At 59.5% G+C, this 26,560-nt stretch carries 26 protein-coding genes, 1 tRNA gene and 1 pseudogene; 21 read left to right on the top strand and 7 right to left on the bottom strand.

From position 1 onward, the window contains the following. The first annotated feature begins 347 nt into the window (after positions 1 to 347). The 11 genes from EOS_RS00725 (at position 348) to phoR (ending at position 12,811) form a co-directional block, all read left to right on the top strand. Positions 348 to 1,010: an RlmE family RNA methyltransferase gene (locus EOS_RS00725; RefSeq protein ID WP_047844687.1), complete on the top strand. Its 663-nt coding sequence runs from the start codon at positions 348 to 350 to the stop codon at positions 1,008 to 1,010. Positions 1,011 to 1,207: 197 nt separating this feature from the next. Continuing rightward, positions 1,208 to 3,103 carry an ATP-dependent zinc metalloprotease FtsH gene (gene ftsH, locus EOS_RS00720; protein WP_047844686.1) on the top strand — a complete coding sequence of 632 codons (1,896 nt, stop codon included), beginning with the start codon at positions 1,208 to 1,210 and terminating at the stop codon, positions 3,101 to 3,103. A gap of 197 nt (positions 3,104 to 3,300) precedes the next feature. Further along, positions 3,301 to 4,197, top strand: a complete 897-nt coding sequence (gene folP / locus EOS_RS00715; protein ID WP_047844685.1) for a dihydropteroate synthase — start codon at positions 3,301 to 3,303, stop codon at positions 4,195 to 4,197. Between the two features lie 95 nt (positions 4,198 to 4,292). Further along, a complete protein-coding gene (glmM, locus tag EOS_RS00710) occupies positions 4,293 to 5,651 on the top strand; it encodes a phosphoglucosamine mutase (RefSeq protein ID WP_047844751.1) in 1,359 nt (452 codons plus the stop codon). Positions 5,652 to 6,018: 367 nt separating this feature from the next. Further along, on the top strand, positions 6,019 to 7,050 hold the full coding sequence (gene pstS / locus EOS_RS00705) for a phosphate ABC transporter substrate-binding protein PstS (protein ID WP_047844684.1): 1,032 nt from the start codon (positions 6,019 to 6,021) through the stop codon (positions 7,048 to 7,050). Between the two features lie 88 nt (positions 7,051 to 7,138). Beyond that, positions 7,139 to 8,122: a phosphate ABC transporter permease PstC gene (gene pstC, locus EOS_RS00700; RefSeq protein WP_047844683.1), complete on the top strand. Its 984-nt coding sequence runs from the start codon at positions 7,139 to 7,141 to the stop codon at positions 8,120 to 8,122. After that, on the top strand, positions 8,119 to 9,015 hold the full coding sequence (pstA, locus tag EOS_RS00695) for a phosphate ABC transporter permease PstA (protein WP_047844682.1): 897 nt from the start codon (positions 8,119 to 8,121) through the stop codon (positions 9,013 to 9,015). The genes pstC and pstA overlap by 4 nt, the downstream gene beginning before the upstream one ends. Positions 9,016 to 9,171: 156 nt before the next feature. Continuing rightward, on the top strand, positions 9,172 to 9,927 hold the full coding sequence (gene pstB / locus EOS_RS00690; protein WP_183146081.1) for a phosphate ABC transporter ATP-binding protein PstB: 756 nt from the start codon (positions 9,172 to 9,174) through the stop codon (positions 9,925 to 9,927). A 47-nt stretch (positions 9,928 to 9,974) separates the two neighbouring features. Then, a complete protein-coding gene (gene phoU, locus EOS_RS00685; protein ID WP_047844681.1) occupies positions 9,975 to 10,679 on the top strand; it encodes a phosphate signaling complex protein PhoU in 705 nt (234 codons plus the stop codon). Between the two features lie 60 nt (positions 10,680 to 10,739). After that, positions 10,740 to 11,447: a phosphate regulon transcriptional regulator PhoB gene (gene phoB / locus EOS_RS00680; RefSeq protein WP_047844680.1), complete on the top strand. Its 708-nt coding sequence runs from the start codon at positions 10,740 to 10,742 to the stop codon at positions 11,445 to 11,447. A 50-nt stretch (positions 11,448 to 11,497) separates the two neighbouring features. Continuing rightward, positions 11,498 to 12,811: a phosphate regulon sensor histidine kinase PhoR gene (phoR, locus tag EOS_RS00675; protein ID WP_047844679.1), complete on the top strand. Its 1,314-nt coding sequence runs from the start codon at positions 11,498 to 11,500 to the stop codon at positions 12,809 to 12,811. Positions 12,812 to 12,852: 41 nt separating this feature from the next. Here phoR and ppk1 read toward each other — a convergent pair whose 3' ends face one another. Continuing rightward, positions 12,853 to 14,916 carry a polyphosphate kinase 1 gene (ppk1, locus tag EOS_RS00670; RefSeq protein ID WP_047844678.1) on the bottom strand — a complete coding sequence of 688 codons (2,064 nt, stop codon included), beginning with the start codon at positions 14,914 to 14,916 and terminating at the stop codon, positions 12,853 to 12,855. A 329-nt stretch (positions 14,917 to 15,245) separates the two neighbouring features. Here ppk1 and ppx point away from each other — a divergent pair, with 329 nt between their 5' ends. Then, positions 15,246 to 16,763: an exopolyphosphatase gene (gene ppx, locus EOS_RS00665; protein ID WP_047844677.1), complete on the top strand. Its 1,518-nt coding sequence runs from the start codon at positions 15,246 to 15,248 to the stop codon at positions 16,761 to 16,763. 238 nt (positions 16,764 to 17,001) lie between these two features. Here ppx and EOS_RS00660 read toward each other — a convergent pair whose 3' ends face one another. Continuing rightward, positions 17,002 to 17,835 (bottom strand): GNAT family N-acetyltransferase, encoded by an 834-nt coding sequence (locus tag EOS_RS00660; protein ID WP_082163169.1) that lies wholly within the window; start codon positions 17,833 to 17,835, stop codon positions 17,002 to 17,004. Positions 17,836 to 17,988: 153 nt separating this feature from the next. After that, entirely contained in the window at positions 17,989 to 18,447 is a 459-nt protein-coding gene (locus tag EOS_RS00655) for a SixA phosphatase family protein (protein WP_047844676.1), read from the bottom strand. 143 nt (positions 18,448 to 18,590) lie between these two features. Here EOS_RS00655 and EOS_RS00650 point away from each other — a divergent pair. The 7 genes and pseudogenes from EOS_RS00650 to EOS_RS00625 all read left to right on the top strand — a co-directional run bounded on the left by EOS_RS00650 (position 18,591) and on the right by EOS_RS00625 (position 22,400). Further along, positions 18,591 to 18,667, top strand: a tRNA-Pro gene (locus EOS_RS00650). A gap of 239 nt (positions 18,668 to 18,906) precedes the next feature. Then, positions 18,907 to 19,080, top strand: coding sequence for a hypothetical protein (locus tag EOS_RS47410; protein WP_166681214.1), 174 nt, complete (start codon positions 18,907 to 18,909; stop codon positions 19,078 to 19,080). A 57-nt stretch (positions 19,081 to 19,137) separates the two neighbouring features. Further along, complete coding sequence (locus tag EOS_RS00645) at positions 19,138 to 19,671, top strand: Fur family transcriptional regulator (protein ID WP_047844675.1); 534 nt, start codon at positions 19,138 to 19,140, stop codon at positions 19,669 to 19,671. Between the two features lie 251 nt (positions 19,672 to 19,922). Further along, positions 19,923 to 21,126, top strand: a pseudogene (locus EOS_RS00640) (tyrosine-type recombinase/integrase). Between the two features lie 97 nt (positions 21,127 to 21,223). Continuing rightward, positions 21,224 to 21,607, top strand: coding sequence for a type II toxin-antitoxin system RelE/ParE family toxin (locus EOS_RS00635; RefSeq protein WP_047844674.1), 384 nt, complete (start codon positions 21,224 to 21,226; stop codon positions 21,605 to 21,607). After that, positions 21,588 to 21,893, top strand: a complete 306-nt coding sequence (locus EOS_RS00630; RefSeq protein ID WP_047844673.1) for a helix-turn-helix domain-containing protein — start codon at positions 21,588 to 21,590, stop codon at positions 21,891 to 21,893. The genes EOS_RS00635 and EOS_RS00630 overlap by 20 nt, the downstream gene beginning before the upstream one ends. Before the next feature lie 288 nt (positions 21,894 to 22,181). Further along, complete coding sequence (locus EOS_RS00625) at positions 22,182 to 22,400, top strand: DUF2274 domain-containing protein (protein ID WP_047844748.1); 219 nt, start codon at positions 22,182 to 22,184, stop codon at positions 22,398 to 22,400. Positions 22,401 to 22,437: 37 nt separating this feature from the next. Here EOS_RS00625 and EOS_RS00620 read toward each other — a convergent pair whose 3' ends face one another. Then, complete coding sequence (locus EOS_RS00620) at positions 22,438 to 23,418, bottom strand: alcohol dehydrogenase catalytic domain-containing protein (protein WP_047844672.1); 981 nt, start codon at positions 23,416 to 23,418, stop codon at positions 22,438 to 22,440. Positions 23,419 to 23,543: 125 nt separating this feature from the next. Further along, the gene (locus EOS_RS00615) at positions 23,544 to 24,284 is read right to left on the bottom strand and encodes an SDR family oxidoreductase (protein WP_047844671.1); all 741 of its coding nucleotides are present in this window, start codon (positions 24,282 to 24,284) and stop codon (positions 23,544 to 23,546) included. 97 nt (positions 24,285 to 24,381) lie between these two features. Here EOS_RS00615 and EOS_RS00610 point away from each other — a divergent pair, with 97 nt between their 5' ends. Both EOS_RS00610 and EOS_RS00605 read left to right on the top strand, forming a co-directional pair. Continuing rightward, positions 24,382 to 24,978 carry a TetR/AcrR family transcriptional regulator gene (locus EOS_RS00610; protein WP_047844670.1) on the top strand — a complete coding sequence of 199 codons (597 nt, stop codon included), beginning with the start codon at positions 24,382 to 24,384 and terminating at the stop codon, positions 24,976 to 24,978. Between the two features lie 500 nt (positions 24,979 to 25,478). Continuing rightward, entirely contained in the window at positions 25,479 to 25,748 is a 270-nt protein-coding gene (locus tag EOS_RS00605; RefSeq protein WP_047844669.1) for a hypothetical protein, read from the top strand. On the opposite strand, the gene EOS_RS00600 is transcribed toward EOS_RS00605, so the two are convergent. Both EOS_RS00600 and EOS_RS00595 read right to left on the bottom strand, forming a co-directional pair. Further along, positions 25,711 to 26,001, bottom strand: coding sequence for a hypothetical protein (locus EOS_RS00600; protein ID WP_047844747.1), 291 nt, complete (start codon positions 25,999 to 26,001; stop codon positions 25,711 to 25,713). The two genes, EOS_RS00605 and EOS_RS00600, sit on opposite strands and share 38 nt — an antisense overlap. Positions 26,002 to 26,100: 99 nt before the next feature. After that, on the bottom strand, positions 26,101 to 26,560 hold a 460-nt coding region (locus tag EOS_RS00595), incomplete at its 5' end, for a peptidoglycan DD-metalloendopeptidase family protein (protein ID WP_047844668.1).

Genomic DNA, 26,560 nt, shown 5'->3' with positions numbered 1-26,560 from the left:
AATGAGAGGCGCCGTAGCGTAAAAGCGGCTGAACGGTCGCGATTGCAAAACAAAGACGGGCAGGGCGGACGCCTTGCTCGAGAAAATGACGGACGGCGCGAGGCGGTGCGGCGGGCAAACGGACTTGATTTTAACGAATCTTTAATCGCCGGAGCCCGGACGCCGCCGGTTGCCAGAAAGGTCCGAAGCACTTTATCAGCCTTGGGCTTCCGGCAAACACAGGGCGCAACGGCGCCGAAATCGGCTGTCCACATCGACGAAGGCTGCCTCATAAATGAGCAGCAGCCCGAATTAGACGCGTATTATCCGCTAAAAGCACAGCTTCACGCAGCAAGAGTTCATTCTTAATGGCAAAAAATCGCTTCAATTACTCGTGGCTGCACGACCACATCAACGACCCGTACGTGAAGCTCGCGCAGCGCGAGGGCTACCGGGCGCGCGCAGCGTACAAGCTGAAGGAGATCGACGAGCAGGACAAGTTGATCAAACCGGGCCAGATCATCGTGGATCTGGGCTCGACACCGGGCAGCTGGAGCCAGTACGCGCGCAACCAATTGGCCAAAGGGTCCAAGCGCGGTGAAACGCGCGAAGGCGGGATCGACGGGAAGATCATTGCGCTCGATCTGCTTCCCATGGAGCCTATCGCCGACGTGACCTTCATTCAGGGCGATTTCCGCGAAGACTCGGTGCTGGACCAACTGAAGGAAATCGTCGGAGACCATCAAGTTGACCTTGTAATCTCCGACATGGCCCCCAACCTCTCAGGTGTTGCCAGTGCGGATGCAGCGCGAATGGAACATCTGTGCGATCTGGCGCTGGACTTCTCGCAGAATCATCTGAAGCCCGATGGCGCTCTGTTGGTCAAATGTTTTCATGGCAGCGGCTATAGTCAGATAGTAGAAAAGTTCAAGCATCAATTCAAAATCGTCGCGCCGCGCAAGCCAAAGGCGTCGCGCGATAAATCGTCCGAAACGTTTATTTTGGGCAGGCAACTCAAGCGTCGTGATTGAGAGTTGTGGGTGAAAGCGCCGCGCTGGACCGGTTGTTTCAGCGGGCATTTTTGCCGGATGTGTCCGGAAATCAGGTCCTGACCGCTATCTTCGTGCTAGTTAAAGGCTATAGCAGGGGTTTGCGGTCTGGATTAGAATGCTTTCGTGGTGCCGCAAGGCGAATGTAGGCGCCCGTCTATGAGTGAAGGAGTGGTGCTTTGAACAACAATATGTTCTCTAAGGCAGCGGTGTGGCTGGTTATCGCACTGGTGCTGTTCACGGTGTTCAAGCAGTTCGACAAGCCCCGCGTCCAGGAAGGTGTTTCGTATTCGCAATTCATGGACGATGCGAAGACCGGTAAGGTCAAGACCGTTACCGTTCAGGGCCGTAATCTCACCGTCACTCCCGCAGACGGTCAGAAATATCAGATCGTGTCGCCTGGCGATATCTGGATGGTCGGCGACTTGATGAAGTACGGCGTTCAGGTCAGCGGCAAGGCCGACGACGAACCGAACGCGCTTGTCTCAGCGCTGTATTACCTCGGGCCGACGATCCTGATCATCGGCTTCTGGTTCTTCATGATGCGGCAGATGCAAGGCGGCGGGAAGGGCGGCGCGTTTTCGTTCGGCAAGTCGCGAGCGCGGTTAATCGACGAGAACAACAACGCGATCAATTTTACCGATGTGGCCGGCTGTGACGAAGCGAAGGAGGAAGTCTCCGAGCTCGTCGACTTCTTGCGCGACCCGCAGAAATTCCAGAAGCTCGGCGGGCGTATTCCGCGCGGCGTGCTGCTGGTCGGCCCTCCAGGTACAGGTAAGACGCTGCTTGCACGCGCTATTGCAGGCGAAGCGAAAGTTCCATTCTTCAGCATCTCGGGTTCGGACTTCGTTGAAATGTTCGTCGGCGTGGGTGCAGCTCGAGTCCGCGACATGTTCGAGCAAGCGAAGAAGCATGCGCCTTGCATCGTGTTTATCGACGAAATCGATGCTGTGGGCCGTCATCGCGGTGCCGGCATGGGCGGCGGTAACGACGAGCGCGAACAGACGTTGAACCAGATGCTGGTGGAAATGGACGGTTTCGAGGCGAATTCCGGCGTGATCGTGATCGCTGCGACCAACCGCTCCGACGTACTGGACAAAGCGTTGCTGCGTCCGGGCCGTTTCGACCGTCAGGTGTACGTCGGCTTGCCGGATATCCGTGGCCGCGAACACATCATGAAGGTTCACCTGCGCAAGGTACCTATTTCGAACGACGTCGACGCTTCGGTGATCGCACGCGGCACGCCGGGCTTCTCGGGCGCCGATCTGGCGAATCTCGTGAACGAAGCAGCGTTGTTCGCAGCTCGCCGCGGCAAGCGGATCGTCGAGATGGCGGATTTCGAGGACGCGAAAGACAAAATCTTCATGGGTCCGGAGCGCAAGTCGGCCGTGATGCGTGAAGAAGAGCGCCGCAATACGGCTTATCACGAGTCGGGTCACGCGGTGGTGGCGAAGCTGTTGCCGCATGCCGATCCGGTCCACAAGGTCACCATCATGCCGCGTGGCTGGGCATTGGGCGTGACGTGGCAGTTGCCGGAACATGATCGCGTGAACCTGTATCGCGACAAGATGCTCGAGGAAATCGCCATTCTGTTTGGTGGCCGGGCGTCGGAAGAAGTGTTCCTGAACTCCATGTCCACGGGTGCTTCGAACGACTTCGAACGCGCAACGAAGATGGCGCGCGACATGGTGACGCGCTACGGCATGTCGGATGTGCTCGGCACGATGGTGTATGTCGATACGGAGCAGGACGGCATGTTTGGCAAGATGGCGTCGAAGACGGTGTCCGAAGCCACGCAGCAAAAGGTCGATGCCGAGATTCGCCGGATTCTCGATGAGCAATACGGTCTCGCGCGCAAGCTGCTGGAAGATAATCGCGACAAGGTCGAAGCCATGACAAAGGCGCTGCTGGAATGGGAAACCATCGACGCAGACCAGATCAGCGACATCATGGGCGGTCGTCCGCCGCGTCCGCCGAAGAATCTGCCGCCGCCGTCGAGCGATCCGTCGTCGGGTGGTGGAAATACCGGCGCGGAAGTCAAACCGGGTAACGCCACGGCTCCTGCTTCAGCCTGACGCGGAACCTGAGGCAATTTGGAAGGGGCTGGTGTGTTCTCACACCAGCCCCTTTTCGTTGCGGCTTGTTTTTTTCAAGCCGCCCAGTGCATATTTGCCGACCTGGTCGAGGATTGCTCAATAGCTGCTGTAGGCGCCTTGAACGGGTATGCGCAAACGTTTCTGACTCTTCAATTCAATTGCCTGGCTGGACCACTATGCAGTCGTCACCCCTTTCAAACGCTCATCACGCTGTCGCACAACCGCTTCAATGCGGTCGCTTCACGCTGAGCTTCGAGCGTCCGCTGATCATGGGCATTCTCAACGTCACGCCGGATTCGTTTTCCGATGGCGGCCGTTTCGTCGCGCGTGACGCCGCGCTCGCGCAAGCTGCCGACATGATTCGCGATGGCGCTGACATTATCGATATTGGCGGGGAATCGACGCGTCCAGGCGCGCCACCCGTGCCGCTCGACGAAGAGCTCGAGCGTGTGATTCCGGTAATCGAAGCGTTGCGGGCGGCGGGTGTACCGCTTTCCATCGATACCTACAAGCCCGCGGTGATGCGCGCCGCGCTGAACGCCGGCGCGGATATGGTCAACGACATCTGGGGTTTGCGCCGCGAAGGCGCGCTTGATGCGGTGAAAGACAGCACGTGTGGTGTCTGCGTGATGCACATGCTCGGCGAGCCGCAAACCATGCAAATCCATGAGCCTGTGTATCGCGACGTCGTGACGGAGGTGCGGGAATTCTTCGAGGAACGGGTACGGACGCTGACGAGCGAGGGAATCGCCGTGGAACGGATCTGCCTTGATCCTGGATTCGGCTTCGGCAAGTCCGTGATCGATCATAATTACGCTTTGTTAGCGCATTTCGCCGAGACACGGCCTTCGAATCTGCGTGTGCCTCTACTGGCCGGCATGTCGCGCAAGTCGATGCTCGGTGCGGTGACCGGGCGAACGCAACCGGTCGAGCGTGTGGCCGCGAGTGTGGCGGCGGCGGTGTGCGCGGCGCAACGAGGCGCGGCGATCGTGCGCGTTCACGACGTCGCGGCTACTTCCGACGCATTAAAAGTATGGCAAGCGGTGCGCGCTGCCGGCAACGCGGTGCAATGAGCGGCAACATTTGACGGCATAAACTTTGCGGACGCATTGCGAGTATGGGAATTCACGGTTCGCGCTTAATTTTGCGCAAGGATAAGAACGAAATAATGGTACGTCGATATTTTGGTACAGATGGTATTCGGGGCAAGGTCGGTGAGGCGCCGATCACGCCCGATTTCGTGTTGCGGCTGGGTTATGCAGCCGGCAAAGTGCTGGCAGGCGCGGATCGGTGGGCGCAGCGCGGCAGTCGTCCGACGGTGTTGATCGGAAAGGACACGCGGGTGTCCGGGTACATGCTGGAAGCAGCGCTGGAGTCAGGTTTTTCGGCGGCGGGCGTCGACGTCATGCTGGCCGGCCCGATGCCGACCCCGGGCGTCGCGTACCTCACGCGTGCTCTGCGTCTGGCGGCAGGCGTGGTGATCAGCGCATCGCATAATCCTTACTACGACAACGGCATCAAGTTTTTTTCCGCCGATGGCAACAAGCTCCCGGACGAAGTCGAGTTGCAGATCGAAGCGCAACTTGACGAACCCATGTCCTGCGCGCCGTCCGAACTGCTGGGGAAGGCACGCCGGCTTGACGATGCGCGCGGCCGCTATATCGAATTCTGCAAGAGTACGTTCCCGGCCAGCTTCGACCTGCATGGTTTCAAGCTGGTGGTGGATTGCGCGCATGGTGCCGCGTACGACGTCGCGCCGCAGGTGTTCCACGAGCTTGGCGCGGAAGTGGTGACAATCGGTGTGTCGCCGAACGGCTTTAACATCAACGACGGCGTCGGCGCCACTGCGCCCGACGCGCTCGTGCGCGCGGTGAAAGAGCATCGCGCGGATATCGGCATTGCGCTCGATGGCGATGCAGACCGTCTGCAGGTAGTCGATACCTCGGGCCGGCTCTATAACGGCGACGAATTGCTGTACGTGCTGGTGAAGGACCGTATCGCGACGGACGGACACGTGGACGGTGCGGTTGGTACGCTGATGACGAACATGGCCGTGGAGGTCGCGCTGAAGGCGGCGGGCGTACAGTTTGTGCGCGCCGCCGTTGGCGACCGCTACGTCCTCGAGAAGCTACGTGAGAACAACTGGATACTCGGCGCGGAAGGATCGGGGCATATTCTGTCGCTCGACCGGCATTCCACGGGCGACGGCATTGTTTCGGCGCTGCTCGTGCTCGCGGCGATCAAGCGCAGCGGCAAGGCGCTTGCCGATCTGCTCGAAGGCGTGACGCTGTTCCCGCAAAAGCTGATCAACGTGCGCATGAGTGCGGACGCCGACTGGAAGAGCAGCGACGCCATCAAGCAAGCGATTGCCGATGCCGAGCGCTCGCTGGACTCGCATGGCCGGGTGCTGATCCGCGCGTCGGGGACCGAGCCGGTGTTGCGCGTGATGGTCGAGGCAGCGTCACAAACGGACGCCATCGCGCAGGCGGAAAGCATCGCGAAGGTCGTGAAGGACGCGACGACCTGACGGTAGCCGAAGGATCGGCACCAGGAAAACGCCACGGTTCGCTCCGTGGCGTTTTTGTATTAGAGCCCTGCCCACGAATTCGTAGTGTCGAAAACGCTTAAAAAGCACGCGCTTTCTAAAATTATTTCGCTGACATAAATCGCCACATGAAGGGGCATCGGGCCGTCTCGCCAATCATTGAAAGAAACCTCTCCAGGCCGCCTCAAACGCCCATCCCACTAGGCCCCGGCGGCTAAAACCTCCTACGAAGAACTTTCATGATAGTAAGCTGATTGTCACGCTGTTTTCATCAATAGTCATCGGACTGTCACATTGAAACCCTATCCTTCGCGGTGTCGAGCCACTTGCTCACAACCCTGGAGATCACATGAAATTGATGCACACCGCGCTCGCAAGCATCGTCGGCGCAATGTTTGCGATGTCGGCGCAAGCTGCTGACATCACCGGCGCGGGCAGCACCTTTGCTGCACCGATTTACACGAAATGGGCCGATACGTACCAGAAGTCGGGCGGCGGCAAGGTCAACTACCAAGGTATTGGTTCCTCGGGCGGCATCAAGCAAATCATCGCGAAGACGGTGGATTTCGCTGGCTCGGACGCGCCGCTGAAGGACGACGAACTGGAAAAGCAGGGGCTGTTCCAGTTTCCGACAGTAGTGGGCGGTGTAGTGCCGGCAATCAACGTGCCGGGCATCAAGGCGGGCGAGATGACGCTGTCGGGTGAAGTTCTCGGCGACATCTACCTCGGCAAGATCAAGAAGTGGAACGACCCGGCTATCGTCGCGTTGAATCCGAAGCTGAAGCTGCCGGATACGGACATCGCTGTTGTGCGCCGCGCTGACGGTTCGGGCACGAGCTTCATCTGGACGAACTATCTGTCCAAGGTGAACGCCGAGTGGAAGAGCAAGGTGGGTGAAGGTTCGACGGTCAACTGGCCGACGGGTACGGGCGGCAAGGGTAACGACGGCGTCGCCGCGTTCGTTCAGCGTCTGCCGGGTGCTATCGGTTACGTGGAATGGGCGTACGCTAAGCAAAACAAGATGACGTACGTCGACATGAAAAATTCGTCGGGTGCAGTGGTCGAGCCGAAGACGGAAACGTTCAAGGCAGCGGCAGCGGGCGCGGACTGGTCGAAGTCGTTCTACCAGATCCTGACGAACGAGCCGGGCAAGGACGCATGGCCGATCGTGGGCGCGACTTTCGTGCTGCTTCACACGACGCAGGAAAAGGAAGCACAAGGCGCGGAAACGCTGAAGTTCTTCGGCTGGGCGTTCAAGAACGGCACGCAAGCAGCAAACGAACTCGACTACATTTCGCTGCCTGATTCGGTTGTTGCCCAAATCGAAACGCAATGGAAGACGAAGGTCAAGGACGCGTCGGGCAAGTCGCTCGCGCCGTAAGCTGTAGTAAGCGGTAAGCAACAAGCATCTGGCTTCTTGGTCCGTATCGCCGCGCGGTATCCGCCGCGCGGCCCTTCCGAAGGCTCCCATGTCGGACATTCAACTCTCATCGACTCCGCCCGCCAGCCGCGCTCAACGCGCTCCGAGCCGGCTCGGTGATATCGTTTTCGGTGGACTGACACGGCTCTCCGCCGTCGTCACGCTGCTGCTACTGGGCGGCATTATCGTGTCGCTGGTGGTGGCTTCGCTGCCTACGCTTCAAAAATTCGGTCTCAGTTTTCTCTGGCGAGCGGACTGGGATCCACAGACCGATAGTTTCGGCGCGCTCGTTCCTATCTATGGCACGATTGCCACCTCGCTCATCGCGCTGATCATCGCGGTGCCGGTCAGCTTTGGCATCGCGCTGTTCCTGACTGAGCTCTCGCCTGCATGGTTGCGCAGGCCGCTCGGCGTGGCCATTGAATTGCTCGCGGCGATCCCTTCGATCGTCTACGGCATGTGGGGCCTGCTCGTTTTCGCCCCTATTTTTGCGACATACTTCGAGAAACCGCTGGGCAAGCTGCTCGGCGATGTCTGGTTTATCGGCCGCTTTTTCCAGGGACCGCCCATTGGGATCGGCATCTTGTGCGCCGGTGTGATCCTCGCGATCATGATCATTCCGTACATCGCGGCCGTGATGCGCGATGTGTTCGAAGTCACGCCGGTCCTGCTGAAGGAATCGGCGTATGGCATCGGTTGCACGACGTGGGAAGTGATGTGGAAAATTGTGCTGCCGTTCACGCGGACTGGTGTGATCGGCGGTGTGATGCTCGGCCTTGGCCGCGCGCTCGGCGAGACCATGGCGGTGACGTTCGTGATCGGCAACACCAATCTGCTCGATAACGTCTCGCTGTTTTCCCCAGGCAACAGCATTACCTCGGCGCTCGCCAATGAGTTCGCCGAAGCGAGTCCGGGTCTGCATACGTCGGCGCTAATGGAGCTGGGGCTGATCCTCTTCCTGATCACGTTCGTCGTGTTGTCACTGTCCAAACTCATGCTGCTTCGGCTTGAAAAAGGGGAGGGCGCAAAGTGAGCCAGCCCACGTTGCAATTCCCCGGTTCAGGCAATCCGGAACGCGAACAAGCGACACGTGTCAAGCTACAGCGACGCCGGCGCGGTACGAACGCGGTGGCGCTGATCTTGTCGCTGGCGGCCATGGCGTTCGGTCTTTTCTGGCTCATCTGGATCCTCTATACAACGCTCAAGCTGGGTGTCGGCGGTTTGTCGATTGAGTTGTTCACGCAGAACACACCGCCGCCTAATACGGACGGCGGCGGTTTGCTGAACGCTATTGTGGGCAGCCTGATGCTGGTGCTGCTCGCGACCTTCGTCGGCACGCCGCTCGGGATTCTTGCGGGCGTCTATCTCGCCGAATATGGCGATAAACGCTGGCTCGCGAGCGTAACGCGGTTCATCAACGACATCCTGTTGTCGGCGCCGTCGATCGTGATCGGCTTGTTCGTGTATGCACTGGTGGTCGCGCAAATGGGTCGCTTCAGTGGCTGGGCAGGCGTGATCGCACTCGCTTTGCTGCAGATTCCCATCGTGATCCGCACGACCGAGAACATGCTGAGACTCGTGCCGAATGCGCTGCGCGAAGCAGCCTTCGCACTCGGCACGCCGAAGTGGAAGATGATTGTCTCGATTACGCTGAAGGCGTCGGTAAGCGGCATCGTGACGGGCGTACTGCTTGCCGTAGCACGCATCACCGGTGAAACCGCGCCGCTGCTCTTCACGGCACTGTCCAACCAGTTCTTCTCGTGGGATATGAATCAGCCAGTGGCCAACCTGCCCGTCACGATCTACAAGTTCGCGATGAGCCCGTTCCCGCAATGGCAAGCGCTCGCGTGGGCCGGCGTGTTCCTGATCACGCTCGGCGTGCTCGGTCTGAACATCCTGGCACGCGCGATCTTCTCGAAAAAATAAGGCGGAAATCTTTCCATGAACACAGTCGCAAGCGATGTGAGCGCCCGGAACGCTAATCCGGCCGGCAGCGGTGACAACTCCGGCGCAAACCCGGTGGAGCGAGGCGCGGTACCCGGCAGTTTCAAGCCGACGCATCACTCGCCCCCGGCAGGGTCGATGAAACCGAAGATCGAGGTGAACAACCTCAACTTCTTCTACAACAAGTTTCACGCGCTGAAGAACATCAACCTGCGCATTCCCGAACACAAGGTGACGGCGTTCATCGGACCGTCGGGATGTGGCAAGTCCACGCTGCTGCGCACATTCAACAAGATGTACGCGCTGTATCCGGAGCAGCGCGCCGAAGGCGAGATCCTGATGGATGGCGCGAACCTGCTCGACACCAGCCGCGACATCTCGCTGCTGCGCGCGCGCGTGGGCATGGTGTTCCAGAAGCCGACGCCGTTCCCCATGTCGATCTACGACAACATCGCGTTCGGCGTGAAGATGTTCGAGCAACTGTCGCGCTCGGAGATGGACGACCGCGTGGAATGGGCGCTGACCAAAGCGGCGCTTTGGAACGAAGCGAAGGACAAGCTGCAGCAAAGCGGCTACGGCTTGTCGGGCGGACAGCAGCAGCGCCTGTGCATCGCACGCGGCATTGCGATCCGGCCTGAAGTGCTGTTGCTCGACGAACCGTGCTCCGCGCTCGACCCGATTTCGACCGGCCGCATTGAAGAGTTGATCGCTGAACTAAAAGATGACTACACGGTAGTGATTGTCACGCACAACATGCAGCAGGCGGCGCGTTGTTCGGACTACACTGCTTATATGTATCTGGGCGAATTGATTGAATTCGGCGATACGGAAAAGATCTTTATCAAGCCGTCCCGCAAGGAAACGGAAGATTACATTACCGGCCGGTTTGGTTGAGTTTATTGCACAATCGCACGGGCTAAAAAAGGACTTCAGGAGCACATATGTCCGATAAACATTTGTCGAGCCAGTTTGACGCCGATCTGAATGCAGTGTCGTCGAAGGTGTTGGAGATGGGCGGTCTGGTCGAGTCGCAAATTATCAACGCCATGCAGGCGCTCAATACGTTCGACATGGATATTGTCGAGGCGGTGATTCTTGCCGAAACGCGCCTCAACACAATGGAAGTCGAGATTGACGAGGAATGCAGCAACATCATCGCTCGCCGTCAGCCGGCCGCGCGTGACCTGCGTTTGTTGATGGCGATTTCGAAGACTATTACGAACCTCGAGCGTGCCGGCGACGAAGCCGAGAAGATCGCCAAGCGCGTGAAGCGCATCAACGAAGATGGCATGGGGCGCAACGTCAATATCGCGGAAATCAAGTTGTCCGGCGAAATGGCGGTCTCTATTCTGCGCCGTGCACTAGATGCGTTCGCGCGCCTGGATACGGTCGCGGCCGCGCAGATCGTTCGCGACGACAAGGCCATCGACGAAGAATTCCGTGCGTTCGTGCGCAAGCTGGTGACGTACATGATGGAAGATCCGCGCATGATTTCGGCGGGTCTCGATTATCTGTTCATCGCTAAAGCGGTCGAACGTATCGGCGATCACGCAAAGAACATTGCGGAGTTCATTATTTACATTGTGAAGGGAACGGATGTCCGCCATGTGTCGCGCGATCAGCTTGAACGTGAAGCACTGAGCTGATTCTTTTGTGATCCAGATGTCAGTTATTTAACTTACGCGAAGAAGGTTACAGAGGTGCCGATGCCCAGCAGCATTCTCGTTATAGAAGACGAACCCGCGATTTCCGAATTGATTTCGGTAAATTTGCAACACGCGGGCCATTGCCCCATTCGTGCTTATAACGCGGAACAGGCGCAAAACCTGATCAGCGATGTCTTGCCGGACCTAGTACTTCTCGACTGGATGCTGCCGGGTAAATCCGGCATCGCCTTTGCGCGGGAATTACGCGGCAACGAACGCACGAAACACATTCCGATCATCATGCTCACCGCCCGCGGCGACGAGCAGGATAAGGTGCTCGGACTTGAAATCGGCGCGGACGATTATGTGACGAAGCCGTTTTCGCCGAAAGAATTGATGGCGCGGATCAAGGCGGTATTGCGCCGGCGCGCGCCGCAATTGACGGAAGACGTGGTGGCAATCAACGGGTTGCGTCTCGACCCGGCTACTCATAGGGTGGCGGCGCATACGAACGGTCATTCCGACGATATCAAGCTCGATCTCGGACCGACCGAATTCCGCTTGCTGCATTTCTTCATGACACATCCTGAGCGCGTGCATAGCCGCACGCAATTGCTGGATCAGGTGTGGGGCGATCACGTATTCGTGGAAGAGCGGACGGTGGACGTGCATATCAAGCGTCTGCGCGCAGCACTAAAGCCCGCTGGTTGCGATGCTATGATTGAAACGGTTCGTGGCAGTGGGTACAGGCTGGCCAAGAGTGCTTGAAGCCCGCGACCAATTGTGGTCGCGTGGCAATAATCTCGATCCGCTAATTCATGAATATCATCTGGACGCGGTCGCTCGTGTCCCTCGCGTTGCTCGCGGTATTAAGCGGGATCGTTGGCGCACTGTTCGGAGTGCGTGCCGCGCTCTGTTTTGCGCTCGTCATGCTCGTTCTGCAAACCCTTTTCACCACCTTTCATACGCAGCGCCTGTGGCGTTTGCTCGACGCGCCGGTGTACGGCGAAGTGCCGAGCGCGCCGGGCGTGTGGGGCGAGATTTATTATCGCTTGCATAAGCTTGCAAAGCGCTGGCATGCGCAGGTGCGCCAGGTCGAGCAGCAGCACTCACGATTTATCCAGGGCATACAGGCGTCGCCGAATGGCGTGGCCATGCTCGACGACAGCGACCAGATAGAGTGGTGCAACGCGATCGCGGAAACGCATTTTGGTCTCGATGCCAAACGCGATCTGCGTCAGCACATCACGCATCTGGTGCGTCAGCCCGACTTTGTTCGCTATCTCGCTTCGCAGCATTATGAGTCGGTGCTGGTGATGCGCGGGATGGGGTTAAACCGGCAGAACGTGTTGGCGGTGCAAATATTCCCCTACGGTGAAAACCGGAAGCTGATTCTGACCCAGGACATAACCGAACTGGAAAGAACGGATTCCATGCGCCGCGATTTTGTCGCGAACGTTTCGCACGAGTTGAAGACGCCCTTGACGGTGCTGTCGGGCTTTCTAGAGACGATGCGCGAGTTGCCGCTGAACGAATCCGACCGGGCGCGTTATCTGGATATGATGGAGCAGCAGTCGTCGCGCATGCAGAACATCGTGCGGGATCTGCTCGTGTTGGCGAATCTCGAAGGCGATGTCAAACCGCCTAGCGACGACGTTCTCGACATGCGCGCAGTGCTGCGTCATCTGGAAGAAGACGCTGATAATCTTTCGAATGGCCGACATAGAATTACATTCAGTGCCGATGAAGCGCTGACGGTGGCCGGTTCGGAAACGGAGATTGTCAGCGCGCTTGCCAATTTGGTAACGAATGCGATTCGCTATACGCCGGATGGCGGAACGATCGATGTATCGTGGCAGCGCATTCGGGATCGCGCGGTGTTTTCAGTGCGGGATAGCGGTCTCGGCATTCCGGCCGAACATATTCCGCGTCTGACGGAGCGGTTTTATCGTGTCGATAGAAGCCGCTCACGCGATACCGGCGGCACAGGCCTCGGGCTGGCGATTGTGAAGCATGTATTGCAACGGCATGGGGCCGACCTCGAAGTCAAAAGCGAGGAAGGGCGGGGCAGTACTTTCTCGGTGAAGTTTTCTGCCGCCCGTACGGCGTTGAGAAAATCGATTGCTGCCTGACGTGCCCCGAAGTGCCCGGAAGCCAAGGCACGTTCACACCATCAAGGGCAGAACTTCGCGAGCAGGCCCAGTTGCGCGTTGCGCATCGATTTACCCGGCCTGCGCCGCTGATAATGCCCGTCGCTCTGCATGAGCCACGCCGACTGGTTATCGCCGAGAAAGACTGACAATCCTTCGGCAATCACGCGCCGTTTCAGGCGGCGATCATTCACGGGAAAAGCCACTTCCACACGCCGGAAGAAGTTGCGATCCATCCAGTCCGCGCTCGACAAATACACCTTCTCTTCGCCGCCCGCATAAAAATAAAAGATGCGGTGATGTTCGAGAAAACGCCCAACGATGGAGCGCACCGTGATGTTCTCGGACATGCCTTCAACGCCTGGTTTCAACGCGCAGACCCCACGCACGATCAGATCGATTTTCACGCCTGCCTGCGACGCTTCATACAACGCGATGATCACGGTCGGTTCGAGCAGCGCATTCATCTTGGCGACAATCCGCGCTTTCTTTCCGGCGCGCGCGTTATCGGCTTCAGCACGAATGGCTTCGATCAGATTCGGATGCAGCGTAAAAGGCGCTTGCCAGAGCTGATGCAAGCGCAATTCGCCGCCAATGCCGGTGAGTTGCTGGAACACGTGATGCACGTCTTCGCAGACTTGCTGATCCGAGGTCATCACGGCGAAATCGGTATAAAGACGCGCGGTTCGCGGGTGATAGTTACCCGTGCCCAGATGCACATAACGCCTGAGCATCATCTTGCCGTTCTGCGAAACGCGCCGCACGATCAGCATCATTTTCGCGTGGCATTTGTGGCCGACCACGCCGTACACCACATGCGCGCCCACGGCTTCGAGCTGCGAAGCCCAGTTGATATTCGTCTCTTCGTCGAAGCGCGCGAGCAGTTCCACCACTACGGTCACTTCCTTGCCGTTGCGCGCGGCTTGCATCAGCGCGTCCATCAGCGGCGAGTCGGTGCCTGTCCGATAGATGGTCTGCTTGATCGCGACGACCTGCGGGTCCTTGGCCGCCTGCAACAGCAACTCGAGCACGGGCTGGAAGCTCTCGTACGGATGGTGCAGGAGCACGTCGCCCTGATCGATGGCATCGAAGAGATTCGACGACGCCGCGAGTGTCTTCGGCACCGCCGGAATATGCGGCACGAACTTCAGGTCCGGCCGGTCGACCATCTCGGGCAACTGCATCAGACGCACGAGATTCACCGGCCCGTTCACGCGATAACAATCGCGGTCGTTCAGTTCGCTCTCGTCAAGCAGGCGCCGGATCATGTGCGGTGGCGTCTCCGCCGACACTTCCAGCCGCACCGCATTGCCCAGGTGCCGCGCGGGCAGTTCGCCCTGCAACGCCACGCGCAGATTGGTGATTTCGTCTTCATCGACGAACAGTTCGCTGTTGCGCGTGATGCGGAACTGGTTGCAACTGCGCACGATCAGATGCGGAAACAGCGCGTCGACAAAACGCTGCATCAGGGAGCTCAGCAGCACGAACCCGTGCGGGTACCCTGACAGCGCCTCGGGCATGCGCACGAGCCGCGGCAGCGCGCGCGGCGCCTGCACGATACCCATCACGGCCTGGCGGCCGAACGCGTCCTTACCCTCCAGCTCGACCACGAAGTTCAGGCTCTTGTTCAGCACGCGCGGAAACGGATGTGCGGGATCGAGGCCGATCGGCGTCAACACCGGGAGCAACTCGTTCTGAAAGTAATCGGAGGCCCAGTCGGTCTGCGCCTCGGTCCACGACTCCACGCCGTGAAAGTAGATCCCTTCGCTTTCCAGCGCGGGAAACACGGTGTCCTGAAGCATCACGTATTGCTGATGCACCAGGCGATGCGCGCGTTCGACCACGAGGTCGTACACATGCTGCAGCGACATGCCGTCGGGCGAGAGCGAGCCCGGATTGTCGCGCATCTGTTCCTGCATGCCGGCCATCCGGACTTCAAAAAATTCGTCCAGGTTGCTGCTGGTGATGCAGATGAAGCGAAGCCGCTCGAGCAAGGGCACTGAGGTATCGGCGGCTTGCGACAATACACGTTCGTTAAAACCCAGAATGCCCAGTTCGCGATTAAGAAGGGGATAGCGTAAGGACATCGAAAGTATTGGCAGTCAAAAAAGCGGAATGTGCAAGGATCGCCCGGAATGCATCACAGGTTGATGACGTTTTTGTGAAATCGTAATGTCATAAATCTAACGCCTGCCTCGCGTAAGGTCGATTCTGGCAAGCTTCGTCCGAGTTCGTCTAACAATTAACTGTTTTATTGGCACATTTCGCTTCACTGGATTATTTGCCAGACCAGCACAGTCGTCCGGTTGGAATTAAAATTGGCGCGCTTCGGCGGCGCGGCGTGTTCAAATGCTGCCCGCACCGCGTGAGCACGCAAGGCGCTCGCGGGCACAACCCTACGGAAACTGGAAAATAGATGGTCAACCCCCCTCATCTTTTGGCGGCCGTAGATCTTGGATCGAACAGCTTCAGGCTGATCGTCGGACGCGTCGAGGAGACGCCTTCCGGCAGCCCGATCTATCAGGTCGATGCGCTGCGTGAACCCGTGCGGCTCGCGGCGGGCCTGTCACGAGACAAATTTCTCGACCGCGCTTCGCAATTGCGCGGCTGGGACGCGCTGAAGCGCTTTGGCGAACGGCTGCGCGACTTCCATCCCGATCACGTGCGCGCGGTCGCGACCAATACGCTGCGCGTGGCCAAGAACGCCGATGAATTTCTCGCTGAAGCGCAGAACGCGCTCGGGTTTCCCATTGAAGTGATTGCCGGGCGGGAAGAAGCGCGCCTGATTTATGCGGGCGCCGCGCATTCGGTGCCGGCGAGCGCGGGCAAACGGCTGGTGGTGGATATCGGCGGTGGATCGACGGAATTCATTATTGGCTCCCACTACACGCCAATTCACATGGAGAGTCTGTATATCGGCTGCGTGAGCCATAGCCGGCAGTTTTTTGCAGCCGGTAATGTCGATGAATATTCAATGCGGCAAGCCGAGCTCGCCGCCAAGCGCGAGATCGAGATTATCTCGAGCGAATACAAACAGACGGGCTGGGATCAGGCGATAGGGTCGTCGGGTACCGCGCGCGCGCTGGCCGAGTTGATCGAGGCGAATGGTTTCAACGATCCCGGTATCACGCACGGCATTTCCCGAGGCGGGCTGGAGCGGTTGAAAAAGGCGCTGATCAAGGCCGAGAACGTGAACCGGCTGAAGCTGATCGCGTTGAAGGCCGACCGGATTCCGGTGCTCGCGGGCGGGTTGTCGATCATGCTCGGTGTGTTCGAGGAACTGGGCATCGAATACGTCGATACCACCGACGGCGCGTTGCGGCTCGGCGTGCTGTATGACCTGCTCGGGCGCACGCAGCACCAGGACATGCGCACGGTGACGGTTGAAGGGTTCAAGCGGCGCTATGCGGTGGATAGTGATCAATCGGACCGCATTGCCGCGCTGGCCATCAGCTTCTATGAGCAGCTCGAAGCAGTCGATGCCGATGCGGAACGGCGGATCGAAAATCAAATGTTTTTGGGGTGGGCGGCGGCGTTGCATGAGATTGGGCTTTCTATCTCGCATAGCGCCTATCACAAGCATTCCGCGTATATCGCGAGTCATGCGGATATGCCCGGGTTTTCAAGGACCGATCAGGCACGGTTGGCCGGGCTGGTGCTTGGGCATGTGGGGAAGTTGGGCAAGCTTTCCCAGGCGCGGGATGTCGACTGGACCTTGCTGTTTTGTTTGCGGCTTGCGGCGTTGCTTTGCCGGAGGCGGGCCGATGTCGGGTTTCCGGCTATCCAGGTGTCTCTAGCCAACGGCGGCTTCGATGTGCGCTTGCCCAACGATTGGGTCGCGCTAAATCCGCTCACCGACTATAGCCTCGTTCAGGAGGCGGCGGAGTGGGAGAAGATCGGAAAGCCGTATCGGGTGGTTTATACCGGGGTTTGATCGCCGTAGCGGGGCGGCGTTAGGGAAAACGAGGCAGCCGATGATTCTGTGCTGCCCCATTGCGTTCGCGAATCCTTTCGGCGCAAAAGTGAAAGTAGTACGGACTTCGAACTTTATTCCACGCTTCTTGCTTTACGCCCACTTGCGCTGTGGTTCGTCGCGCCAGCGGCGTTGATCCAATCGTTATCGCTGGCGCGTTTTGTCTCTTCCGCTATCTGCTCGTTGGCGTTTTCAATCTTCAATCGGCCATGAAGTGGCGCACGTAACGCTCACCTATCTCCGATAAACGCAGCAGAGTCAAAAAGTCCGCCGTGTTGAAATCGGGATCCCATGCCGGAGCGCCGCAGATTTTTGCGCCCAAGCGCAAATAACCCTTCAACAACGGCGGCGGCGCGACCGTGGCTCCCGTGCGCAGTTCCTGCACCGGCAACGGCGTATGCGCAAACGCCCGGTATTCCGGCGACGTCAACGCCTCCTTCTCCAACCCTTCGTACAGGTCGGCGGCGTAGTGGCCGCCATCGGCCATTGCGACGCTCGCGCAGCCCAGCATGGTCTCGTAGCCGTTCTGCTTCATGTACGCCGCGAGACCGCCCCACAGCGACATGATCACCGCGCCGCTGCGGTAATCCGCATGCACGCACGACCGGCCGACTTCCACCAGCTTCGGGCGCAGATGCGCGAGGCGGGAGACATCGAATTCGCTCTCGGCATACAGCCGCCCGGCACGCGCCGCCTGATGCGGCGGCAACACGCGGTAGGTACCCACAACCTTCAAGGTGTCCAGGTCACGGACCAGCAGGTGGTCGCAAAACGCGTCGAATGCGTCTACGTCCAGGCCTGCCGGGCCTTTCAGGTGAGCCCCCATCTCGTCAGCGAACACCCGGTACCGCAAGCGCTGCGCTTCACGCAATTCAACCTCGGAATGCGCCCACGATACCCGCAACCGGTGTTGCCCCGTCACAGTCTCCGCCGCGCTCGGCAAACGCTGGCGTTCGGCAACGTTCGAGCCACCAGACCCGCTCAGTCCATTCGATGTGCTCAATAGAGCGGCGAGCGTCGTCGATTTTTGCATTGGCAATCCCCAAAGTGGATTTGGCTGACGTTTTACAGTTAGCCGCCAATGTAAGTATTCCGAATGACGCTCGCATGGCATCACGATGACGATTCAATGAAGCGTCACTGCGCCGCCACGGTTTTACCGCTTTTGGGTCCAGTTTCGTTGTGGCTACAGTAAATCAGGACTGGTTACGGCGCGCAGCACGATTTGGTCGTCGCCCGCGCGGGAGCGCTGCTGAAACCACCAGATGCCACCTTTTTTCAGGGTCCATTCGGCTTCGTGGCCGGTCATCAATGAAGCCGCGGCGCGCCCGAGCGTCGGTTGATGCCCGACCACGACCACGGTTTCAGCTACGCCACCCGGCCATTGCGCGGCATCGAGCACGGCCTGGGCGCTGGCGCCCGGCGCCAGTTCTTTCACCACGCTATACCGGTCGCCAAACGCTTCCATTGTCTGGATCGTGCGTGTGGCCGGGCTGACGAGGAACACCGTATCGTCGTCGATACGGCTCTTCAACCACTTCGCCGCCGCCTGCGCTTGTTTTACGCCGCGCGGGGTGAGTTGACGCACGAGATCGCTCGCGGCCTGGTCTTCTGCTTCGGCATGGCGCCAGAGAATGAGGTTCATCGACTGTCTCCTTTGGGTTGTGCTCAGGGTTTTCGTTTGGACCGGTGAAGGCCGCGAACGTGCTGCGGCTTCGGGCTTGTCCCGGCTGCCGGATACTTTCGATTGCGCAGGTATCAGGAAATACGCTATCATCTCGTTCTTGTCGGAGCGTAGCGCAGCCTGGTAGCGCATCTGATTTGGGATCAGAGGGTCGAAGGTTCGAATCCTTTCGCTCCGACCACGTTACAAATGAAGGGGTCACGAGTTCAGCTCGTGACCCCTTTGCCATTTCTGGCGCGCTCACATGGCTAGCGCGCCGTGCGCGGTCAAGAAAGAGACAAGAGACGAGCACGGAGCACGATAGCCACAGCAGGTTAAAGCCGCCCAGCGTTTCGATTCAATCGCAAATTCCCGATATCGTTTAATCTTCTGCGTTCACTCTCCGTATTCGAACTTCAAACTCTATTTTCCGGGCCGTCCATGCCGCGTTTCGCCGTTCTGCTTGCTTGCTCCCTGCTCCTGTCCGCCTGTGCCGATGCCACCGTGCCCCACCACACGCCGCCGCAAGATCCGCCTGATTACAAGGGCGTGCCGACCGATACCACGCCGCCGGTCATGATCATCGCGCCGGCCAAACCCGAGCAGCCGCAATGACAGCCGGGACGCGGCTCGCCCACTGCCTGCCCGTATACCGCAGCGTATAATCCGCTCATGAACACGCCCGCCAACGCCGCCCAGCCTCACGCCCACTCGTCCGCCGACGCGCTCCAGGCGGCGGTCACGATGGCCGACGAGTATTGTCGCGAGCGTGGCCAAAAGCTCACGCCCATTCGCCGCACGGTGCTCGAATTGCTGCTGGCCTCGGGCCGCGCGACCAAAGCCTATACGCTGCTCGACGAAATGCGGGCGATGCATCCGAACGCGTCGCCTCCCACGGTGTATCGGGCGCTGGATTTCCTGCTGTCAGCGGGGCTGATTCATCGCATCGAATCGATCAACGCGTTTACCGTCTGCCACGATCTCACCCATTGCCAACACGGCGTGCTGATCGTATGCCAGCAATGCGGGCGCGTGACCGAGTTGCAGCAGCAAAAGCAGTTGCGCCAGAGCCTGATGTCGCAGGTCGAGGCGAGCGGCTATCGGCTGGCGGGCGACGACATCGAGTTAAAGGGCATTTGCCCCGCATGCCAGGCCGCTGAAGATCCCAGCGCTCATCAGCACGATCACGACCACGCCTCGCATTGATCTGGCATGCGCGTCGTTTAAAGCGCTGCCAACGCAAAAAAGGCCGTTCCTGACGTCAGTCGGAACGGCTTTTTTTACTTCAAGCTGACTCCAGCATCGAACTTCGCTGGACTACGCTACAGCCCACTATGGCAGGTTTATCAAGGGCTTAGACGAGTTCATCCTATGCCGGTGCTTTCCGAAACCTGACCCGGCTTCCCTCCGCGTGACTCCCACGTGGCACCTGGAAACCGGGTGTTCGAGGGGGCAGCATGGCCAAGATCAAACTCACCAAATCCGCCGTCGATACGGCACAACCCCAGGCGCAGGCTGTCGAGCTGCGCGATACGCTGGTGCCCGGCTTCCTGTGCAAGATTACACCGGCAGGCCGCAAGGTGTTCATGCTCCAGTACCGCACGAACGCAGGCGAGCGCCGCAAGCCCGCTTTGGGCCTGTACGGCGAATTGACCGTCGAGCAGGCCCGCTCGCTGGCGCAAGAGTGGCTGGCCCAAGTGCGTCGGGGCGGAGACCCGGCCGCAGACAAGGCGGCGGCGCGCAAGGCGCCAACGGTCGAGGAGTTGTGCACGAAGTTCATGGAGGACTACTCCAAGCTGCGCAACAAGCCCAGCACGCAGGACGGTTATCGGGGAGTCATCGATTGCAACATCGTCCCAATGATCGGCCGGATGAAGGTTCAGGACGTGAAACGCCCGGACGTGGCCGCGATGATGAAGAAGATGACCCACAAGCCGGCCGAGGCGAACCGCACGTTCAGCGTCATGCGCCGGATGTTCAATCTGGCCGAGGTGTGGGGTTATCGCCCCGATGGCACTAATCCGTGCCGCCACGTACCGATGTTTCCCAACGGGAAGGCCACCCACCTCATCAGAGACGAGGACATGGGCAAGCTGTTCGGGCAACTCGACAAGATCGAAGCCGAGGGGCTGGAAAACTATGTCATCCCCTTGGCGATCCGCCTGCAATTCGAGTTCGCCGGCCGCGGCGGCGAAATCGTCACGCTCGAATGGGAATGGGTCGATCTGGAGAATCGGCGCGTGGTGTGGCCTGACAGCAAGACCGGCTGCATGTCCAAGCCCCGGAGCGAGGAAGCCTATCGGCTGCTTTCGACGGTACCGAGGCAGAAGGACAATCCCTACGTGCTGCCGTCTCCGAGCCATCCCGGCCAACACCTGACCACGGGCGAGTATTACAACGGACAACGGCTGGAGCCGTGCCCTCAAGGCGGCTGGCGCTGCGCATGTGGGCACGCACGGTATCCGCCATCGCTCGGCAACCGACATTGCCAATTCGAGCACCCCGGTCAAAGTCGGCATGGCGTTGACGGCGCACAAGACCGTGGCGTTCATGCGCTGGGTCCATACCGAGGATGACCCGGTGCGCAAGGCGGCCGATCTGGTAGCGAACCGTCGCCGGGCGATAACCGGCACGCCGCGCGCCGAGGTCGCCAAGGCATGATCCGGCTCGACATTTCCGGGCCATCGCCCGCCGCGCCGCTGACGGCAGGGATGGAGGAGTGTGCCCGTTTCGGGTATATTTCAGGGGTGGAATTGGCATGAAAGTCCTCAAGCGCAAGGACTTCGCACGGTGCCAGGCGGGCGAAAAACTGCCCGATACCGCTCTGTGCAAGGCGGTCAAGGAGATGGAAAGCGGTCTGATTGATGCCGACCTGGGCGGCTTCCTCTACAAGAAGCGGGTCGCGCGTCCAGGCGGCGGCAAGAGCGGCGGATACCGTACATTGCTGTCGGCCCGGATCGGCAATCGCTACGTGTTCCTGCACGGGTTCCCCAAGAGTGACAAGGCGAACATCACGCACGATGAGAGGAAGGCGCTGCAATACGCCAGCAAGGTGTTCCTGGATCTATCCACGGAAGCGTTGTTGAAAGCGTTGCAGGCCGGTGTGTTACTGGAGGTGTGTTGTGACGAGCAAGATCATTGAATCCTTGCGTGACGACCTGGCCGCACTGCATGAAGCAGGTGCGATCAGCAAGGTGACGATGCGCGAGTTCGATGCCATCTGCCCCCCGCCGGTGCGGGAGTTCAGTGCTGACGACATCAAGCATCTGCGCGAGCGGCTGAAATTCAGCCAGCCGGTGTTCGCTCATCATTTGCACACCACGGCCTCGACCGTGCGCAAGTGGGAGCAAGGTGATACCCGCCCGGCTGGTCCTGCCCTCAAGCTACTCAACATCATCGCCGACAAGGGCTTGCAGGCCATCATCTGATACGAGATTAACCGCGCACGACGGAGACATGCGGTGGCTACAAGGATTGCCCCTTTCAGTTCGCAGCACCTTGAAGCCGCATTCTGCGTCCTTGCCGATACTGACCGTGGCTTGAGCGGCACGCACTGGTAGATACCGATTGCCAGCAACAAGGCGATGGATGCCGACGCTGCCCTGCAGGAACTTGGCAGCGACCAGGTGGCCTTCGGTTATGTGACCACAACCGTCACGGTGATGGATGCGGATGCGACGGTACCAGCCGCTCTTTATCCAGCGAGGGCCGATGCCATGAGCGGGACCACGCGAAAGTTGCGGCTGGGGCCACTGCCGGACACGCAGACCGTCAAGCTGACGTTCTCGTGCCCGGCCCATCTGAAAGTCGACCTCGACCGCTACGCGGCGCTGCATGCGCAAACCTACGGTGAGCCGGTCGATGCAGCGACACTGATTCCGCTCATGCTGGAAGCATTCATGATGCGAGATCGGGCGTTTAGAAGAGTTAGCTAGGTAGGCTGCTGAAGCAATTACGCCACGGTGTCGATGTTCAGGACGCGCCGTCGAACTGAAGCAAAACCTTCGTGCCGGTCACAGCATGCGCAACCGCATCTTTGAGCCGATCGAGTGTGTAGACTGCAGCCACGGGCTGCTTGGGACCATTCGGGCCTAGATACTTGACAAGCTTCGTAAGGGTGGGGCCCACCTTTGCGTACATGTCGGGATAAGTCTGGAAAAAGGCGACGACTGTCAGTCGCTTGCCGATGATGGCCAGAGTCGGTAGCTCCATTGGCTTCAGCGCGACACCTCCATAGACGACGAGCTTGCCGCCCGGCGTGAGCATCTGGATAACGCGCCCGGCCGATGGCCCGCCAAGCACGTCCAGCCCGAGGGGGATATTCAGACCCTCCACTTTCTTTGCGGCGTCGTCCAACGGCTCGTCGTCGGCGATCACCACATCGCAACCCCGCTGCTTGAGCGTCTCGATATCGACCGCTTTGCGAACCAGTCCGATCGTCACGATGCCCCGTTCTTTCGCCAGCGCGATCAGCCACTGCGAAAGGCCGGAAGTCGCCGAATTGAACACCACGGCGTCACCAGGCTTCAGGTCTACATACTCGCTCAGCAACAAATCCGCCGTGACAGGATTGATGGCCATCATCGACGCCTGCTGCGCATCGGCATCGGGTGGAACAAGGACGACTTCGGCGGCCCGCGCAATGACCCTCTGTTGATAGGTCTTCAGGGTGTCCAGCAAGGGGGGAAGCACAACGCGGTCACCAATGGCGACCGACGTGACCCCCTCGCCAAGCGCCAGAACGATCCCCGCTCCCTCGTTGCCGATGGTCGCGGGCGGCGTCGGCTTCCAGGGAAAAACGCCCCACGGAACCATCAGATCATTGAAGTTGATCGGCGCATATTCCACGCCGACAAGAACTTCCCCCGGCCCAGGCGGCGGAGGCTCGGGAACGTCCCGAAGTTCAAGATTTTGTACCGCATCTCCATATCCAATGAGCTGTACAGCCTTCATGTCATCATCTCCTTGCCATACGAGTAGTTGAGCAGAGATCGCCCCGACCTAAGACCTCACAGAAGGTGAGGCCGTCGGTCAGACGTAATTGATCGCTGTGGGAGGCATTGAGCCTCCCACAGCGATCAGGCGTTTGCGCCGCCATCGACGGTCAACGCCGTTCCTGTGATGTATTGAGCCTTTGGGCCCGAGAGGAACGCCACCATGTTCCCGATGTCCTCAACCGTGCCGTACCGGCCGAGTGCGGTGAGCGACCGAAGCGTCTCGTGGAACGGGCCGTGGACCGGGTTCATGTCGGTGTCGATGGAGCCGGGCTGCACCACATTGACCGTGATGTCGCGTGGACCGAGTTCTCGGGCCAACCCCTGTGAGAAAGCAGTCAACGCGGATTTCGACAACGCGTAGACCGGCAGGCCCGCGCCCCCGGGAACGCGGTCGGCAAAGAAGCTTCCGATGTTGATGATGCGACCGCCCTTGCCGAGATGAGGAATGGCTGCCTTGCTCGCGACGATCGGAGCACGGACATTAACGTGCAGTAGGGCGTCGATGTCCTCCAGCGAGATGTCCTTGACCTCAGCCAGTCGCAGAATTCCCGCGTTATTGACGAGGATGTCGAGCCCGCCTAGCGCCGCGACCGTCTTCTCAACCGAGGCCTGGACAGCGGCCACGTCCGCACTGTCGGCCTGAATGGCGACGGCGCGACGGCCCAGTGCCTTGATATTGCGAACCACCTCCGACGCCGCGTCTGCCGACTTTTCGTAGGTAATAGCCACGTCCGCACCTTCGGCGGCCAGCGCCTTCGCGATCGCCGCGCCAATACCTCTGCTGGCACCCGTAACAAGGGCGCGCTTTCCTGTGAGTGTCATGTCACCAGCCTTCTGTGTTGTTCGTTACAGAAGGCTATACCGGTTGACTCAGGAGCGTCAATAGATTTATATATCGATCACTACAAAAGGAGGAATCATGGCAGTTATCGGACGCCCCCGGGAGTTCGATCGTGATGAGGCACTGAAAGCCGCCATGCTTGTTTTCTGGCGCAAAGGCTTCCTGGCGACTTCGATGAACGATCTTTGCGATGCCATGGGCATTCGCTCACCGAGCCTCTACGCTGCTTTTCGCAGTAAGGAAGCGCTCTATCTTGAAGCGGTGGAGCACTATGCGAAGACCATTGGGCCTTCGATCTGGGATCGCCTTACGGATGGCCCGGTTGCCCATGCTTGCGTTGAAAACTTCTTGGCGGCGGCAGTCGAGAGCCTGCCAGAATGCGACTTGACGCCTGCTGGCTGTATGGTGGCATTGGCGGCCGTCGGCGATGAATGTCCTGGCGCGGTCATGGACGCCATGAGAGAGGTCAGGCGTCATTGCCTGGAAATGTTGCGGTCGCGATTGAGCGACGCGGTGTCCGCAGGCGAGCTACCATCCTCAACGGACGTTGATCGCCTGAGCCGATTTTATCTGGGCGTTTATCAGGGAATGGCCGCTCAGGCGCGCGACGGCGCGACCTCGGCCGAACTGAAGGGCGTTGCAGAGACGGCTATGGCCGCATGGCCCGGCGCGTGAGCCGGCTCGATGCTGATCCGCAAGGCTTGGCACCGGACTGGACGCGGTGCTGAAGCCAACTGGGCGCGCCGGGATGCGCTGACCTTGCCGCTAGCAAGGCCCCTATGTGACTCCTGGCCCTGGATGCCGGTGCCGGCCCGAAGCTTGGACGAATCACGTAAGTACGCGACGGATATAGCGTTTGGCCACGTCAACCGTTTTCACGGCGAGCTTGATAGTGGCCATTTTTTATGTTCGCAACCCGAATAAGCGAAACCCCGATGCGGGCACACCGGGGTCTCTGACCCGCGAAAACTGTTCGCGTAGAGAATCGCGGGCTGGCCGTATTTTAAAGCGCATCAATCCGGCGGATTGTGATCACTTGTATCAACGCGTAACCCAATGTGCACGGGCCTCTTCGTCTTTTAAGCAGGCCTGGTCAACGAAGGCCGCGGCACGTAATTACTACGGTCAAAACGCAGGCATGAAGCCGTGTTATGCGCATTTCTTGCTGCAAAGGTATGATCGTCTTTCCTGCCGAAACAGATTTCCCGATCATGACCTCGTTGTGGATCTTCTTCGCCATTTGTCCGGTCGCGCTGGGTTCGCTGCTCGTGTTCGCGTCGCACATCGATCCGCTTTCCGGTCGCTGGCGTGGTGCCCAACTGATCGGTTCGCTACGGCGCCAAGCGAAATTCGCGGCAGGCAAACGCGTTGCACATCTTGGCAGCGCGTTCAAGAAACACGCGGGCGCTATTGCTTGCAGCGAATCACCATCGATCGGTTCTTGACGTTCGCGCCGAAAATTCCCGCCACCGTACCGCCCGAGGTCGCGCCATTGTCGACATCCTTCGACACCACGTCGTAGCCATACGAACCGCACATCTCGCCAGCCTTCTTGTAACACGCAGCCCAGCTCGTACTCGCGTCGCCGCCGCTGCAATTGATGGCAAAACCCGTGTCGCCCGACGGCAGATACGTCATCTTCGCCGTGTTGGCGCAACCGGCCAGTGTTGCCGCAGCCGCTATTACGGCAGCCGTCATGAGGAGCTTTCCGCGCGCTGTGGCGCGTACTTTCAATTTCATCGATTCTTCCCTGTTTGATAAAGCACGTCTGGCATGCACGGCGCGCTTGTCGCGCCGTTATCGCGCCGGCAGATAGCGCGACGGATCAATCGAGCTACCCTTGTAGCGCAATTCAAAATGCAGCATCACGCGATTGGTGTCGGTGTCGCCCATTTCCGCGACGGCCTGACCCTGCGTGACGCTCTGGCCTTCCTTCACCAGCAGCGCGCGGTTATGCGCGTAGGCGGTCAAGTAGTCGGCGTTGTGCTTCACGATCAGCAGATTGCCGTAACCCCGCAGCCCGTTCCCCGCATAGACCACCGTACCGGCCGCTGCCGCGACGATCTGCGTCCCGGACGCGCCGGCAATGTCGATACCCTTCGAACTCTTGCCGTCGAAACCGCGAATCACGCTGCCTTGCGTCGGCCAGATCAGCGCAATGCTGGTGGCCGGCGTAGTCAACCCGGACGCCGCTGCGCTCGATGTATCCGCGCTGCCGCTGCGGGCTGGCTGCTCGACGGGCGTGGTTGCGGCCGTC

The sequence above is a fragment of the Caballeronia mineralivorans PML1(12) genome (genome assembly GCF_001028175.1).
Taxonomy (GTDB): domain Bacteria; phylum Pseudomonadota; class Gammaproteobacteria; order Burkholderiales; family Burkholderiaceae; genus Caballeronia; species Caballeronia mineralivorans.
This window is presented reverse-complemented; position numbering and strand designations above follow the sequence as displayed.